At 55.6% G+C, this 13,477-nt stretch carries 14 protein-coding genes; 4 read left to right on the top strand and 10 right to left on the bottom strand.

The window, feature by feature from the left end:
- Positions 1 to 62: 62 nt before the first annotated feature.
- The 5 genes from Q0X97_RS10120 to Q0X97_RS10100 all read right to left on the bottom strand — a co-directional run bounded on the left by Q0X97_RS10120 (position 63) and on the right by Q0X97_RS10100 (position 3,681).
- Positions 63 to 857, bottom strand: coding sequence for a thiazole synthase (locus tag Q0X97_RS10120; protein WP_302067328.1), 795 nt, complete (start codon positions 855 to 857; stop codon positions 63 to 65).
- Positions 858 to 1,030: 173 nt separating this feature from the next.
- Positions 1,031 to 1,486: an acyl-CoA thioester hydrolase YciA gene (gene yciA / locus Q0X97_RS10115; protein WP_302067327.1), complete on the bottom strand. Its 456-nt coding sequence runs from the start codon at positions 1,484 to 1,486 to the stop codon at positions 1,031 to 1,033.
- 42 nt (positions 1,487 to 1,528) lie between these two features.
- Entirely contained in the window at positions 1,529 to 1,723 is a 195-nt protein-coding gene (gene thiS / locus Q0X97_RS10110; protein WP_302067326.1) for a sulfur carrier protein ThiS, read from the bottom strand.
- A 70-nt stretch (positions 1,724 to 1,793) separates the two neighbouring features.
- A complete protein-coding gene (locus tag Q0X97_RS10105) occupies positions 1,794 to 3,119 on the bottom strand; it encodes a pitrilysin family protein (RefSeq protein ID WP_302067333.1) in 1,326 nt (441 codons plus the stop codon).
- A gap of 115 nt (positions 3,120 to 3,234) precedes the next feature.
- On the bottom strand, positions 3,235 to 3,681 hold the full coding sequence (locus tag Q0X97_RS10100) for a PH domain-containing protein (protein ID WP_302067325.1): 447 nt from the start codon (positions 3,679 to 3,681) through the stop codon (positions 3,235 to 3,237).
- Positions 3,682 to 3,888: 207 nt separating this feature from the next.
- Between Q0X97_RS10100 and ftsY the strand changes: the two genes are divergently transcribed.
- The gene (gene ftsY, locus Q0X97_RS10095; protein WP_302067324.1) at positions 3,889 to 5,241 is read left to right on the top strand and encodes a signal recognition particle-docking protein FtsY; all 1,353 of its coding nucleotides are present in this window, start codon (positions 3,889 to 3,891) and stop codon (positions 5,239 to 5,241) included.
- Positions 5,242 to 5,310: 69 nt separating this feature from the next.
- Here the strand turns inward: ftsY and Q0X97_RS10090 are convergent, their stop codons facing one another.
- Positions 5,311 to 5,562, bottom strand: coding sequence for a BolA family protein (locus Q0X97_RS10090; RefSeq protein WP_302067323.1), 252 nt, complete (start codon positions 5,560 to 5,562; stop codon positions 5,311 to 5,313).
- Positions 5,563 to 5,766: 204 nt separating this feature from the next.
- Between Q0X97_RS10090 and Q0X97_RS10085 the strand changes: the two genes are divergently transcribed.
- The 3 genes from Q0X97_RS10085 to pncC all read left to right on the top strand — a co-directional run bounded on the left by Q0X97_RS10085 (position 5,767) and on the right by pncC (position 8,118).
- Positions 5,767 to 6,420 carry a cell division ATP-binding protein FtsE gene (locus Q0X97_RS10085; RefSeq protein ID WP_302067321.1) on the top strand — a complete coding sequence of 218 codons (654 nt, stop codon included), beginning with the start codon at positions 5,767 to 5,769 and terminating at the stop codon, positions 6,418 to 6,420.
- Positions 6,417 to 7,331 carry a permease-like cell division protein FtsX gene (ftsX, locus tag Q0X97_RS10080; protein ID WP_302067320.1) on the top strand — a complete coding sequence of 305 codons (915 nt, stop codon included), beginning with the start codon at positions 6,417 to 6,419 and terminating at the stop codon, positions 7,329 to 7,331. Before Q0X97_RS10085 ends, ftsX begins: the two co-directional genes overlap by 4 nt.
- Positions 7,332 to 7,644: 313 nt before the next feature.
- Positions 7,645 to 8,118 carry a nicotinamide-nucleotide amidase gene (gene pncC, locus Q0X97_RS10075; protein ID WP_302067319.1) on the top strand — a complete coding sequence of 158 codons (474 nt, stop codon included), beginning with the start codon at positions 7,645 to 7,647 and terminating at the stop codon, positions 8,116 to 8,118.
- Between the two features lie 209 nt (positions 8,119 to 8,327).
- Here the strand turns inward: pncC and Q0X97_RS10070 are convergent, their stop codons facing one another.
- The 4 genes from Q0X97_RS10070 to Q0X97_RS10055 form a co-directional block, all read right to left on the bottom strand.
- Positions 8,328 to 9,224, bottom strand: a complete 897-nt coding sequence (locus tag Q0X97_RS10070) for a patatin-like phospholipase family protein (protein ID WP_302067318.1) — start codon at positions 9,222 to 9,224, stop codon at positions 8,328 to 8,330.
- A gap of 400 nt (positions 9,225 to 9,624) precedes the next feature.
- Positions 9,625 to 11,460 carry a glutamine--fructose-6-phosphate transaminase (isomerizing) gene (glmS, locus tag Q0X97_RS10065; RefSeq protein WP_302067317.1) on the bottom strand — a complete coding sequence of 612 codons (1,836 nt, stop codon included), beginning with the start codon at positions 11,458 to 11,460 and terminating at the stop codon, positions 9,625 to 9,627.
- A 183-nt stretch (positions 11,461 to 11,643) separates the two neighbouring features.
- Positions 11,644 to 13,020 carry a bifunctional UDP-N-acetylglucosamine diphosphorylase/glucosamine-1-phosphate N-acetyltransferase GlmU gene (gene glmU, locus Q0X97_RS10060; protein WP_302067316.1) on the bottom strand — a complete coding sequence of 459 codons (1,377 nt, stop codon included), beginning with the start codon at positions 13,018 to 13,020 and terminating at the stop codon, positions 11,644 to 11,646.
- A gap of 139 nt (positions 13,021 to 13,159) precedes the next feature.
- On the bottom strand, positions 13,160 to 13,471 hold the full coding sequence (locus Q0X97_RS10055; protein WP_302067315.1) for a spore cortex protein: 312 nt from the start codon (positions 13,469 to 13,471) through the stop codon (positions 13,160 to 13,162).
- Positions 13,472 to 13,477 lie beyond the last annotated feature (6 nt).

Genomic DNA, 13,477 nt, shown 5'->3' with positions numbered 1-13,477 from the left:
CTGAAACGGAAGGCCGTCTGAAAAGCTGAGCGGCTTGTTCCAGACGGCCTCTATTCATCATGTCAATATTCAGCCGAATGCCAAAACGGTTGGCCTACGGTCGGCGTGCTGGCTTGTGCTTGTGTGCGCGGTTGCACGGGTTCGGCTTCGAAGGCCAGCCTTCCGGCTTCGGTGGCGGCGGCAAAGGCGCGGGCCATGTCGACGGGGCGGCCGGAGCGGGAAACGGCGGTGTTCAGCAACACGGCATCAAACCCCCATTCCATTACTTGTGCGGCTTGTGAGGGCAGGCCCAAGCCTGCGTCGATAATCAGCGGAGTATCGGGCAGGCGTTCGCGCAGCACTTTTAAGGCGTATTCGTGCACTACGCCCAAGCCTGTGCCGATGGGGGCGGCCCACGGCATCAGGGCTTGGCAGCCTGCGTCGAGCAGACGGCGGCAGGCGATGAGGTCTTCGGTGCAGTAAGGCAGCACTTTGAAGCCGTCGCCGATCAGGATGCGGGCGGCTTCGACAAGCTGGAATACGTCGGGTTGCAGGGTGTCGTCGTCGCCGATGAGTTCGAGTTTGATCCAGTCGGTTTCAAATACTTCGCGCGCCATCTGTGCGGTGGTTACGGCTTCTTGCACGCTTTGGCAGCCTGCGGTATTGGGCAGGATGGGGATATTTAAATCTTGCAGTAAATTCCAAAAGCCTTGCCCGTGTGTTTCGCCGGCCGTGCTTTGGCGGCGTAGCGAGACGGTGATCATGGCGGGGCGGGCGGCTTCGACCGATCGGCGCAGGATTTCGGTGGTGGGATAGGCTGCGGTGCCGAGCAGCAGGCGGGAGGGGAAAGTTTGGTTGTAAAGGCTCAGGTTGCTCATGGGCGGCTTCCTTGATGGAAAGGGTTCCGGCCGTCTGAAACGCCGGATACGGGGGATAGTTGCTTTTCGCTTTCCGGAGCGGCAAGGGACGATTGCCGTTTATGTTGGGCGTATGTGGGCTTTTTCAGACGGCCTGAGTCGATACGGCGGTATTCTACACCTTGTGTGGGTGTTTAATAAGCCAGTGCCTGCTCCAGCTCGGGGTTGTTTTCTTTCGGCACGGGGCGCGGGCGGCCTTGGGTGTCGATGGCTACGTAGGTAAATACGGCTTCGGTAACGAGTTGGCGGTCGTTGTCTTGCTCGTCGTGCATGGCTTTTTTTACCCACACTTCGATTTTGATTTGCAACGAGGTGTTGCCGATGCGCACGCAGCGGCCGTAGCAGCATACGACATCGCCCACGCTTACGGGGCGTATGAAGGCCATTTGTTCGACGGCCACGGTAACGATGCGGCCTTGTGCGATTTCGGCCGCCATGATGCCGCCGCCGATGTCCATTTGCGACATGATCCAGCCGCCGAAAATATCGCCGTTCGGGTTGGTGTCGGCAGGCATGGCGAGGTTGCGCAGCAGCAGGCTGCCTCTGGGTGCGTCGTGCAGTAGGGATGTGTTTGTTTTCGGGTGGTTCATATGGTTTGCTCTTTTTTGGTTTTTATGGGTTTTAAGACGGCCTTATCCGCCGACCACGGGGCGCACGATATCTATTTTGTCGCCTTCGTTCAGTGTGATTTCGGCATAACGGGTTTTGGGCACAAACGCGGTGTTTACGGCCACTGCAAACGGTTTGGGCGGTTGCGCCTGTTCGATCAGATCGGCAACGGTGGAGCCGTTTAGCCGCACGGTTTCGCCGTTTAAGCTGATGTTCATCGTTTGTTCCTTCGAGGGTGGAGGCCGTCTGAAAACGGGGCGGATGGATGTTTTCAGACGGCCTCGAGGGTTATGGTTTCTTCACATAAGCCGCTTCGGGGCGCACCACCACCACGCTGGAGCGTTCGGGCGTGAGCAGTTTGGCGGCGGCCTGCACTTCGGCGGCGGTAACGTTTTGCAGGCGGCGGCGTACTTCGGTTTCGTCGCTGTATTTAAAGCCGCGCGTTTCCAGCGTGCCCAGCAGCGACGCTTGGGAAGTCATAGAATCTTTGGCGTAGATTTCGGCAGCGGCGGCCAACCGGCGTACGCGGCTCAGTTCGCTTTTACTGATGCCGTTGTCGGCAATGTTTTTGATTTCGCTGCGGATGGATTCGAGCAGGGCTTTGTCGTCGGTGCCTTCGGCGGGCATGGCGATGATGCTGAACAGCGGCATGTCGCGGCTGAACATGTCGTAGCTCACGCCGATATCCAAAGCGGACTGTTTGCCGCGCACGAGGTTTTTATCCAAACGGCTCGACGAATGGCCGCCGAGTATGTCCGACAGCACGTCTAGGGCGTAAGGCAGCTTGTCGGTGGTTTTTTCCAGCTTGGGCACGCGGTAGGAAAGTGCGATAACGGGCTGGCGGGTAACGGCGGAAGTGGTTTCGGCGGAAACGGGCACGCGCTCGGCGGGTTCGTCAATGCGGTTGCGCGGCGGCAGGGTTTTGGCGGGGATTTTGCCGAACAGGTTTTCCGCCGTTTTCAAAGTCTGCTTGGCGTTCACGTCGCCCACAATTACCAGCGTGGCGTTGTTCGGCGCATACCATTGTTTGTACCACCGGCGCAAATCGTCGGCTTTGAGCGTGTGCAGGTCGTTCATGTAGCCGATTACCGGTGCGCGCAGAGCCGGGGTTTGATAGCTGTTGAGGAACACATGCTCCCACAGTTTCCCGAACGGGCTGTCGTCGGTGCGTTGGCGGCGTTCTTCGCGTATCACGTTCATTTCGTTGGCGAATTCTTTATCGCTGAAATTCAGGTTTGCCATGCGGTCGGCTTCCATTTTCAGCACTTCGGGCAGATTGGCGGCGGCCACGTTTTCGAAATACACGGTTTCGTAGCGGTTGGTATAGGCATTGTTCTGCCCGCCCAAAGCCGACACGCGGCGGCTGAATTCGCCCGAAGGCACGGCGGGCGTGCCTTTAAACATCATGTGCTCCAGTGCGTGGCTCAGGCCGGTTTTGCCTTCCTTTTCGTCGATGCTGCCCACTTTATACCAAAGTTGCGACACCGCCACCGGTGCGCGGCGGTCTTCCTTTACAATCACTTTCAGGCCGTTGGGCAGCGTGCGGGAAAGCGTTTGCGCCCATGCGGGGGTTGCGGCGGCGAGGGCGGCCAGCAAAACAATACGGCGTAGCATCATGAATCATCCTCGAAATGAATATTGCCAAAATGATAGCTTTTGCCTGCGTATTAAACAAGGAGGCCGTCTGAAAATAGGGTTTCAGACGGCCTTCGGAAGCAGCGGAGCGCGCTCAATGCGGTTGGTTGATTTCTTGCCGGTTTTGCATCGCCAACGACCCCAACATGGTGTAAAGCGGCACGATATCGGTTGATTTGGGAAACTCGAATTTATAAGTAAGCAACTGTTCGTTGTGTGCTTTTCTGTAAATACTTTGCAGGCAGGTGATTGTGATTTCACAGTCATCCAGCCCCGTGCCCGCGGTTTCCATTTCCACATCGACGATGTTCATCAGATAAATGGATTTGAAGCTCTGCTTTTTGCCCGTTGCCCCCTGTTTGTCGATAAATAAAATACGCTGGTTGGTGAAAATAATTAAATCCCGAATCAGTTTGTAGCCGACGGAGATTTTTTCCCCTTCGAAAAGATAGCGGCCGAACTGCTGTTCCAATTCCTCCACGGGCATTTCGCTCATATTGCCCAAAACGCCTTGCACCAGTTTGCCCAAACCAAAAGCCATAGTGAATATCCTCGATTATTTTTTCAACATTAAAAAGCCGCTTCTTGCGGAACGGCATTTTATCATGACTAAAATATTGATAATAAATTTACAGTTACTTATATTATCTGTTTTCCGCAGGCGTGTTTCCCCGCTCCGGCGGATTGGAATTCTCTGAAAATACGTTACAATTCATGTCTGAAACCACTTTGTCAAACAAGGAAAGCCATGTTCAGCTTCTTTAAACGCAAGAAAAAACAGGAAACCGCCGAAACCGCTGCCGAACCGGTGCAAACACCGGTATCGGAAACGGCTGCCGAAAGCGCGGGCGAGCCGTCCGCCCTTGAGATTTCTACGCCCCAAACTTCTGAACCGCTTACCGAAACCCAGCTTGAAGCGGTCGAAGAACATACTGAAAACGATGTACTCAGCCAGTTGGTGTCGGACGTGGTTTCCGGCGACAGCAAATTGCCCGAGCAATACGACCCGAACGCTCCCGTTGCCAAGATTCACGTTTCACCGATACCCGAAAGCGACGGCGTGCCGGCGGAAGAAGCCGCCGAATTGAACGGCAGCGAGTTGGCCGATGCTTTGAAACTGCCCGACAGCATTGCAACGATGACCGCGCCGGTTGTCGCGGCTGCCGAACCTGTGGAAGAAGAGCCCGCCAAACTCGGCTGGGCGGCCCGTTTGAAAAAAGGCCTAACCAAATCGCGCGACCAAATGGCCAAATCGCTGGCCGGCGTATTCGGCGGCGGCCAGATCGACGAAGACCTGTATGAAGAATTGGAAACCGTGCTGATTACCAGCGATATGGGTATGGAAGCCACCGAATATCTGATGAAAGACGTGCGCAAACGCGTGTCGCTGCGCGGTTTGAAAGACGGCAACGAGTTGCGCGGTGCTTTGAAAGACGCGATTTACGATTTGATCAAGCCGTTGCAGAAACCGCTGGTGATTCCCGAAAACGGGCAGCCGTTTGTGATTATGCTGGCCGGCATCAACGGTGCGGGCAAAACCACCTCCATCGGCAAACTGGCCAAATATTTCCAATCGCAAGGCAAGTCGGTGCTGCTGGCGGCGGGCGATACTTTCCGTGCCGCCGCCCGCGAGCAGTTGCAGGAATGGGGCGCGCGCAACGGCGTTACCGTGATTTCGCAAACCACGGGCGACTCCGCCGCCGTCTGCTTCGATGCTGTTGAAGCCGCCAAAGCGCGCGGTATCGACATCGTGCTGGCCGACACCGCAGGCCGCCTGCCGACCCAGCTTCATTTGATGGAAGAAATCAAAAAAGTGAAGCGCGTGCTGCAAAAATCCATGCCCGACGCGCCGCACGAAATCATCGTGGTGCTGGATGCCAATATCGGTCAAAACGCCGTGAACCAAGTGGTGGCGTTTGACGATGCGCTGGGCGTTACCGGCCTGATTGTTACCAAACTCGACGGCACGGCCAAAGGCGGCATTCTCGCCGCGCTCGCCTCCAGCCGCCCGATTCCGGTGCGCTATATCGGCGTGGGCGAGAGCATCGACGACTTGCGCCCGTTTGACGCGCGTGCGTTTGTGGATGCTTTGTTCGATTAAGTTGCGGTAAAAGAAACAGGCCGTCTGAAAAATAAGTTTTCAGACGGCCTTTCCATATCGGCGGTGCAATCATCCCCGTTGTTTGGCTTCCCATTCCGCAGGCGTGGCGGCGGTGGTGATGGAGAGCGCATGCAGTTCGTTGCTGGCGAGTTTGTCGGCCAGCCCGTCTTTAATCAGGCGGTGGCGGGCAAGGCGGGCTTTGCCTTCGAATTCGGAAGAAACGACGTGGGCGAAAAAGTGGTGGCCGTCGCCTTCCACTTCCACATATTCGCATTTGGCCACGGCTTCGATCATGGCTTTGACTTGTTCGGGTGTGAGCATGGGGGTTCCTTTTGAAAAAACGGTTTTCAGACGGCCTGCGGAAAGCCGGGGCCGTCTGAAAAATACGTTGCATTATATAAGATTCTGCCTGACTGCGGCGGCTGAACAGCGGCAACATTATTCGGTATAATCGGTCTCAATGATTTTCAGACGGCCTGTCGGCAACAAAGGCCGTCTGAAACCAACCTTCCTACGAGAAAATTCATGATTCGTTTCGAGCAAGTTTCCAAAACCTATCCCGGCGGTTTTCAAGCGTTGAAAAACGTCAGCTTCAAAATCGACAAAGGCGAGATGATTTTCGTGGCCGGCCATTCCGGTGCGGGCAAATCCACCGTGCTCAAACTGATTGCGGGCATTACCAAGCCCACCGAAGGCAAAGTGTGGATGAACAACCAAGACATCGGCAGCCTCAACGACAACCAAATCGGCTTCATGCGCCAGCATATCGGCATTGTGTTTCAAGAACACAAAATCCTGTTCGACCGCAACGTGCTGCAAAACGTGCTGCTGCCGCTGCGCATCATCGGTTACGATGCCAAACAAGCCGAAACCCGCGCGCGGATTGCGATTGAAAAAGTGGGTTTGGGCGGGCGCGAGCTTTCCGATCCGATTACCCTTTCCGGCGGCGAACAGCAGCGTTTGTGCATTGCCCGCGCCGTCGTCCATCAGCCCAGCCTCTTGATTGCCGACGAGCCGTCGGCCAACCTCGACCGCGCCTATGCCCTCGATATTATGGAGCTTTTCAAAACCTTCCACGAAGTCGGCACCACCGTGATCGTGGCTGCGCACGACGAAACCCTGATGGCGGATTACGGCCATCGCATTTTACGTTTGCAGGAAGGCAGGTTTGCATCATGAATCATTATTTGTCGCTCCACCTCGATGCCGCCGCCAACGCCACCCGGCAGTTGCTGAAACAGCCCGTGGGCACGCTGCTGATTTTGCTGATGCTGGCCGTGGCGATGACGCTGCCGCTCACGCTTTATCTCGGCGTACAAAGCTCGCAGGCCGTGTTGGGCAAGCTCAACGAGTCGCCGCAGATTACGCTGTATATGGAGCTGAACGCGGATGAAGCCGACAACGAAGCCGTGAAATCCCTGCTGGCCAAAGATACGCGCATCACCAAAAGCGAATTTATCGGCAAGCAGAAAGGCTTGGAAGAGCTGCAAACCAGCATGGGCGGGCAGGATTTGGTGTCCATGCTCGATGAAAACCCGCTGCCCGACGTGTTTATCGTTACCCCCGATGCCGCTACGCCGCCGGAAGAAATGACGGCCCTGCAAAAAGATTTGGGCGAACTGCCGATGGTGGAAGCGGCCAAACTCGACACCGAATGGATGCAGACGCTTTATCAAATCAACAACTTCGTGCATAAAATCTTCTGGTTTTTAGCCGTTACCCTGAGCGTGGCGTTTGTTTTGGTGGCGCACAACACCATCCGTCTGCAAATTCTCAGCCGCAAAGAAGAAATCGAAATCACTAAACTTTTGGGCGCGCCTGCCTCGTTTATCCGCCGTCCGTTCCTCTATCAGGCCGCATGGCAGAGCGTGCTGTCGGTGGCAGTGAGCCTCGGTTTGTGTGCGTGGCTGGTAAATGTGTCGCAGCCGCTGGTCAATCAGATTTTCAAACCCTACGGCCTCAATATTGCTTGGCGTTATTTCCATTTATGGGAAGTGTTGCTGGTATTGGCGGTGGTGGCCGCCCTCGGCATGGCCGGCGCATGGTTGGCAACGCAGCAGCATTTGCTGGGATTTAAAGCGAAAAGATAAGCCGTTCGCGGTTGGAGGCCGTCTGAAAACCAGCCTGCGGAGCTAAAGGTTTTCAGACGGCCTTTTTGCGGCAAAGCGGGCATATGCGGCAAACAAACTTATCTTTGATGCAAGGCGCGGCAACGCCGTAGCAGTCGGAAGTTTATTGGCCATACCGCCGTAAAACCCGCTTCGTAAAAATATCCGGATTTGTTATGCTGTTGGAAACCAAAGATTGCTTTTAACGGTCTGGTATAGAAAGCAGGTTGCAAAATTTCAGGCCGTCTGAAAACCCCGTTTCGGCCGCCTGACAACATGAAAAGAAAGCCATGAAATGAACATTTTAGAATCCATAACCGCCCGCCTTGTCGAACGCGGGCATACCGTTACCTGTGCCGAATCCTGTACCGGCGGCCTGCTGGCTGCCGAGTTGACCAAACTTCCCGGCAGTTCGGCATGGTTTGAAACCGGTTTTGTTACTTACAGCAACGCCGCCAAGCAGCAGCTTTTGGGGGTGAAGGCCAATACGCTGGATTTTTACGGCGCGGTGAGTGAAGAAACCGTGCGCGAAATGGCTTTGGGGGCACTGCTTACCGCCAAAGCCGATTTTGCCTTGAGCATCTCGGGCATTGCCGGGCCGACCGGCGGCAGCGATGAGAAACCTGTCGGCACGGTATGGTTCGGCTTGGCGACCAAGCATCGGATTTGGGCGAAAACCACTTTGTTCTCCGGCGATCGCGACAGCATCCGCGCGCAGTCCGTTCAGTTTGCGTTGGCGTTTTTAGATGAAAAAATGGCCGATGCGTGATGCTCGGGAGGTCGGGTGCTTTTATAGCGGGATAATGTAATATCCCATAGCATTGGTTTGCTTTTTCTTATTTTGCCGCTTGGGTGGCGAAGATTCGGTTTTCCGGCCATGAAAGATTGGTCGGGTTTTCAAGCAAGTTCGGTTGCCAAGAGGCCGTCTGAAAATTTCAGACGGCCTCTTGGCTTCTCGGGAAGTTGTACGGCAGGCTTTTAACGTTTATACGCCGCCAGCTTGCGCTTGATTTCAGGCAAAGCCGCCAGAGCCGCCTGTTCGCCGAGCTTGATGGCTTGGGTTTTCTGGTCGAAACCGCCCACCGCGCCTAAATGCTGCACTTGCGGCTTAATCACGATGTCGGCTTTGGCCAGCTCGTTTTGCAGTGCGGCGGTACTCATGATGTTCAGGCTTTGGTCGAGATACGCAAAAAAGCCGGCATCGGAAAGTTTGGCGGGTTTGGCGGAAATATCCACCGCAATCACAAAATTTGCCCCCAGATTTTTGGCGGCGCTAACCGGCACCGGTGCGGCCAAACCCCCGTCGACGTAACGCCGGTTGCCGATAACCGCAGGCTGGAACACATTGGGAATGCTCACCGACGCGCGCACCGCTTGGCCGACGTTGCCGCGGTTGAAACTAACCATCTTGCCGGTGTTCAGATCGGTGGCGACGGCGGCGAATTTAACCGGCAGGGTTTGCAGCGGGCGGTTGCCTACTTTTTGGTTGATGTAGTTTTGCAGTTTCTCGCCTTTGATGAAACCGGTGGTGGAAAGGGTTAAATCCACCAAATCGGTTTTGCCCAGAATTTCCGCTTCCAATTCCAAACGGTAGGGCGACATACCGCTGGCGTAGAGGCTGCCGACAATCGAACCCGCACTGGTGCCGGTAACGATATTGACGGGAATATTGTTCGCTTGCAAAACTTTAAGCACGCCGATGTGGGCAAAGCCTTTCGACGCGCCGCCGCCGAGTGCCAGCCCGACCACCGCTTTGGGCTTGGTCTGTACCGAAGGAGCGGGGCGCGGTTTGGGTTGGGTGGCGGTTCCGCAGGCGGCCAGAACCAGCATTGCGGCGGCAGCCAATAAAGTGCGGCGGGAATATCGTTTGCTCATGATGTTTTCAGACGGCGTGGTTAAAGATGCGGAATTATAACGGCTTATGGGATTGAGAAAAACATGGTTGCAGAACGGTGATACGGCTTGCGGAATGTTTGTTGAAATGCAAAAAGGCCGTCTGAAAACCGTTCGTGCGGGGTAACAGATCGAATCTGTGGCGGCGAAAAGCATTCCTAAGCCTGCCGCCGTTTATGCTTTACCACGAATATTCGCTGCAATTGCTTTGCCGATTCATGCGGCGAAATGGTGTAAGGCCGATTATTGGCGACGGGGTGCACATCGTTTTCTTTTAAATAATTAAGGTTCCAAGCAACAGGATAACCCTGCCGGCTCGGAACCTTGTTTATTTTAGAACGACGGAATCATTCCGCCATTCAGACGGCCTCTTGCAATTCGCTTATTCCACCGTAACCGATTTGGCCAGATTGCGCGGTTTGTCGACATCGGTGCCGCGTGCGAGTGCGGCATGGTAGGCCAGAAGCTGCACGGGAATGGTGTGCACGATGGGCGACAGCACGCCGACATGGCGCGGGGTGCGGATAACGTGCACGCCTTTGTCTTCGTTGAAGTTGCTGTCGAGGTCGGTAAACACAAACAGTTCGCCGCCGCGTGCGCCGACTTCCTGCATGTTGGCTTTTACTTTATCAAGCAGCATATCGTTGGGCGCAATCACCACCACCGGCATGTTTTCATCCACTAAGGCCAACGGGCCGTGCTTCAGTTCGCCCGCGGGGTAGGCTTCGGCGTGGATGTAGGTGATTTCTTTCAGCTTCAACGCACCCTCGAGCGCAATCGGGTAGTGAATGCCGCGGCCGAGGAACAACGCGCTGTTTTTAGAAGCGAATTTTTGAGACCATGCGGTAATTTGCGGCTCGAGGTTGAGCACATGTTGAATGCTGCCGGGCAGTTGGCGCAGTTCTTCGGTGTATTCCTGCGCCTGCGTTTCGGAAACGTGGCCGCGCATTTTGCCCAAGGTAACGGCCAAGCCGAACAATACCACCAGTTGGGTGGTGAAGGCTTTGGTGGACGCTACGCCGATTTCGGCACCGGCGCGGGTGTACAGCACCAATTCGCTTTCACGCGGCAGGGCGGATTCCATCACGTTGCAGATGGAAAGGCTGTGTTTGTGGCCGAGCGACTGGGCGTATTTCAAGGCTTCCATGGTGTCGAGGGTTTCGCCCGACTGGGAAATGGTAATCACCAGTTGTTTGGGGTTGGCGATCACGTCGCGGTAGCGGTATTCGCTGGCGATTTCTACGTCGGTCGGCACTTTGGCAATGCTTTCCAGCCAGTATTTGGCGGTGAGGGCCGAGTAGAAAGAAGTGCCGCAGGCGAGGATTTTGATGCTGTCGATTTCGTCGAACACTTCACGCGCTTTGGGGCCGAAGTTTTCCGGCTCGAAGCCGCCTTCCAAGAATACTTCGGCGGTATCGGCAATTGCGCGCGGCTGTTCGTGGATTTCTTTTTGCATGAAGTGGCTGTACGGGCCGAGTTCGAGCGAAGCCAGCGACAACTCGGATACTTTCACTTTGCGCTCGGCAGGTTTGCCGTTTTTATCCATCAGTTTTTCGATGCCTTTGGCACTCAAGAGGGCGATGTCGCCGTCTTCAAGGTAGGCGATGTTGCGGGTAAAGGCGATCACGGCGGAAACGTCGGAGGCGATAAAGGTTTCGTCTTCACCGAAGGCAACCAGCAGCGGGCAGCCCATGCGTGCAACTACCATGTTTTCCGTGTTGTCCTGCGCCATCACGGCAATGGCAAATGCGCCGTGGAAGCGTTTGCAGGCGGCTTCTACCGATGCAAACAGGTCGCCGTTTTGCAGATATTCGTGGGTTACGCTGTGTGCAATCACTTCGGTATCGGTTTGCGATTCAAACACATAGCCGAGTTTTTGCAGGCGGGTGCGCTCTTCTTCAAAGTTTTCGATGATGCCGTTGTGCACCACCGCAATCGTGCCGCTGGAAATATGGGGGTGGGCGTTCGGTTCGGTAACGCCGCCGTGGGTGGCCCAGCGCGTATGGCCGATGCCGATATGGCCGAACATGCCGCGCTCTCTGGCGGCTTCTTCCATCAGGGCGACACGGCCGACACGGCGCACACGCTTGATTTTGTTATCCGAATTAACGGCGATGCCCGAGGAGTCGTAACCCCTGTATTCAAGGCGTTTCAAGCCGTCGGTGAGAAAGTCCACTACATTGTGGTTGGCGCGGATGGCGCCGACGATACCGCACATAATTGTTCCTTAGTATCAAGTGGTTGGAAATAAATCAGCCCGGCTGACGTTCAGACGGCCTGACGGGAAAGGTAAGGGAAAACAAATCATCGGTTTGTTTTCTTTAAATTCATTTCGCTTTATGTTTTTCAGACGGCCTGTATAGAAGGCTTGAGGCCGTCTGAAAAAGAGACTGTAGAAATTTCAAGAAGTTTTCTTATCGCTTTTCTCCGGCCGTATCCAGCCTTCAATCACGGTTTGGCGGGCGCGGGCGAGGACGAGGGTGTTGTCCGCGCAAGTTTTGGTAATCGAGCTGCCTGCACCGATAGTAACTTTGTTGCCCAGTTTCACCGGAGCCACGAGCACGACGTTGGAGCCGATGCGCACGTCGTCGCCGATGTGGGTTTTGTGTTTGTTCACGCCGTCGTAGTTGGCGGTGATGGTGCCCGCGCCGATATTGGTTTTGCTGCCGATTTCGGCATCGCCCAAGTAAGTGAGGTGGTTGGCTTTGCTGCCTTTGCCCATCACAGTGTTTTTCACTTCGACGAAGTTGCCGATGTGTACGTCGGCGGCGAGTTTGGCATTGGGGCGCAAACGGGCGAACGGGCCGATGCGGGCATCTTCGCCGACTTCGCAGCCTTCGAGGTGCGAGAAGGGAGCGATTTGGGTGCCGGAAGCGATTTTGGCGTTTTTAATCAAGCAGTTGGCGCCGATTTCTACGTCGTCGCCCAGTTCGACATCGCCTTCAATCACTACGTTTACGTCAATCACGACATCTTGGCCGTGTTTCAGACGGCCTCTCAAATCGAAGCGTGCGGGGTCGCGCAGGGTAACGCCGGCTTTGAGCAAGGCTTGCGCCTGATTGTTTTGGAAAATGCGCTCCAGCTCGGCAAGCTGCACTTTGTTGTTTACGCCCGCCGCCAAGTAAGAGGCGGCAACCTGCACGGGGTGGACGGCGATGCCGTCTGAATTGGCGAGTGCGATCAGGTCGGTTAAGTAGTATTCGCCTTGGGCGTTGTTGCTTTGCAGGGCGTTCAGCCAGCCTTCGAGCTTGGCGTTGGGCAGTACGAGAATGCCGGTGTTGGTTTCTTTCACGGCTTTTTGGGCGGTATCGGCATCTTTTTCTTCGACGATCGCCACCACTTTGCCGCCTTCGCGGATGATGCGGCCGTAGCCTGTGGGGTCGTCCAGCACGTCGGTCAGCAGGCCGACTTCGTTGCCGGCGGCTTCGAGCAGTTTGTGCAGGGTGTCGGCATCGGTAAGCGGCACGTCGCCGTAAAGCACGAGCGTGCGGCCTTCTTTAGGCAGGTGCGGCAGGGCCGTTTTGACGGCGTGGCCGGTGCCGAGCTGTTCGGTTTGTTCCACCCAGTTCACATCGCGTTTTACCCGCGCCAAAACCTGCTCTTTACCGTGGCCGATCACCACGTTGATGCTTTGCGGATTAAGGCTTCCGGCGGTGTCGATTACCCGCTGCACCATCGGTTCGCCGCCGATTTCGTGCAACACTTTGGGAAGTTTGGAATACATGCGCGTGCCTTTGCCGGCTGCGAGGATAACGACGTGTAAGGGGGATTGGCTCATGATTGTGCCTTATTCTATAAAGGTGGATTGTGCAGATGCCGTCTGAAAACCGGCACCACGCAGTTTCTGCGGGGCTGAAACTTTTCAGACGGCCTGTCGGATACGTTAAGGAATATGCCTTACGGCGGCATGTTCGGAATTATTGCTGCTGTATGTCGGCAGGCACTTGTTCCGTCGGCTCGGGAGCGGAGGCTTCCTGTGTCGGCGCTCCGGGTTTTTTCCAGTTTGTGCCGCGCACTTCGGTCGCATCGCTGCTGCGCGTGATGGCGCGTTGTTCGGGGCGGAATTGGTTGTATTTCATGTTGCGGGAATATGAACCGTCTTGATAATACACGGGCGTGCCGGGTTCGTATTTTTGACGCAGCGAGGTATGGCCGTCGGCGGTTTGGTAGGTTTCCCAAGAGCAGCCGCCCAAAGCGGAGAGGGCCAGCAGTAAGACGATAGAACGCATGATTTT

The sequence above is a fragment of the Neisseria sp. MVDL19-042950 genome, from assembly GCF_030504625.1.
In the GTDB taxonomy this organism is placed as follows: domain Bacteria; phylum Pseudomonadota; class Gammaproteobacteria; order Burkholderiales; family Neisseriaceae; genus Neisseria.
Note: the sequence above shows the minus strand (reverse complement) of the source record. Positions and strands in the feature narration are given on the sequence as shown.

Bases quoted from the DNA above. Each gene is read 5' to 3' on its own strand.
- Q0X97_RS10105 (WP_302067333.1), bottom strand. From the start codon at position 3,119: ATGCTACGCCGTATTGTTTTGCTGGCCGCCCTCGCCGCCGCAACCCCC.
- Q0X97_RS10090 (WP_302067323.1), bottom strand. From the start codon at position 5,562: ATGCTCACACCCGAACAAGTCAAAGCCATGATCGAAGCCGTGGCCAAA.
- yciA (WP_302067327.1), bottom strand. From the start codon at position 1,486: ATGAACCACCCGAAAACAAACACATCCCTACTGCACGACGCACCCAGA.
- Q0X97_RS10100 (WP_302067325.1), bottom strand. From the start codon at position 3,681: ATGGCTTTTGGTTTGGGCAAACTGGTGCAAGGCGTTTTGGGCAATATG.
- thiS (WP_302067326.1), bottom strand. From the start codon at position 1,723: ATGAACATCAGCTTAAACGGCGAAACCGTGCGGCTAAACGGCTCCACC.
- ftsX (WP_302067320.1), top strand. From the start codon at position 6,417: ATGAATCATTATTTGTCGCTCCACCTCGATGCCGCCGCCAACGCCACC.
- glmU (WP_302067316.1), bottom strand. From the start codon at position 13,020: ATGAGCCAATCCCCCTTACACGTCGTTATCCTCGCAGCCGGCAAAGGC.
- Q0X97_RS10085 (WP_302067321.1), top strand. From the start codon at position 5,767: ATGATTCGTTTCGAGCAAGTTTCCAAAACCTATCCCGGCGGTTTTCAA.
- glmS (WP_302067317.1), bottom strand. From the start codon at position 11,460: ATGTGCGGTATCGTCGGCGCCATCCGCGCCAACCACAATGTAGTGGAC.
- ftsY (WP_302067324.1), top strand. From the start codon at position 3,889: ATGTTCAGCTTCTTTAAACGCAAGAAAAAACAGGAAACCGCCGAAACC.
- Q0X97_RS10070 (WP_302067318.1), bottom strand. From the start codon at position 9,224: ATGAGCAAACGATATTCCCGCCGCACTTTATTGGCTGCCGCCGCAATG.
- pncC (WP_302067319.1), top strand. From the start codon at position 7,645: ATGAACATTTTAGAATCCATAACCGCCCGCCTTGTCGAACGCGGGCAT.
- Q0X97_RS10055 (WP_302067315.1), bottom strand. From the start codon at position 13,471: ATGCGTTCTATCGTCTTACTGCTGGCCCTCTCCGCTTTGGGCGGCTGC.
- Q0X97_RS10120 (WP_302067328.1), bottom strand. From the start codon at position 857: ATGAGCAACCTGAGCCTTTACAACCAAACTTTCCCCTCCCGCCTGCTG.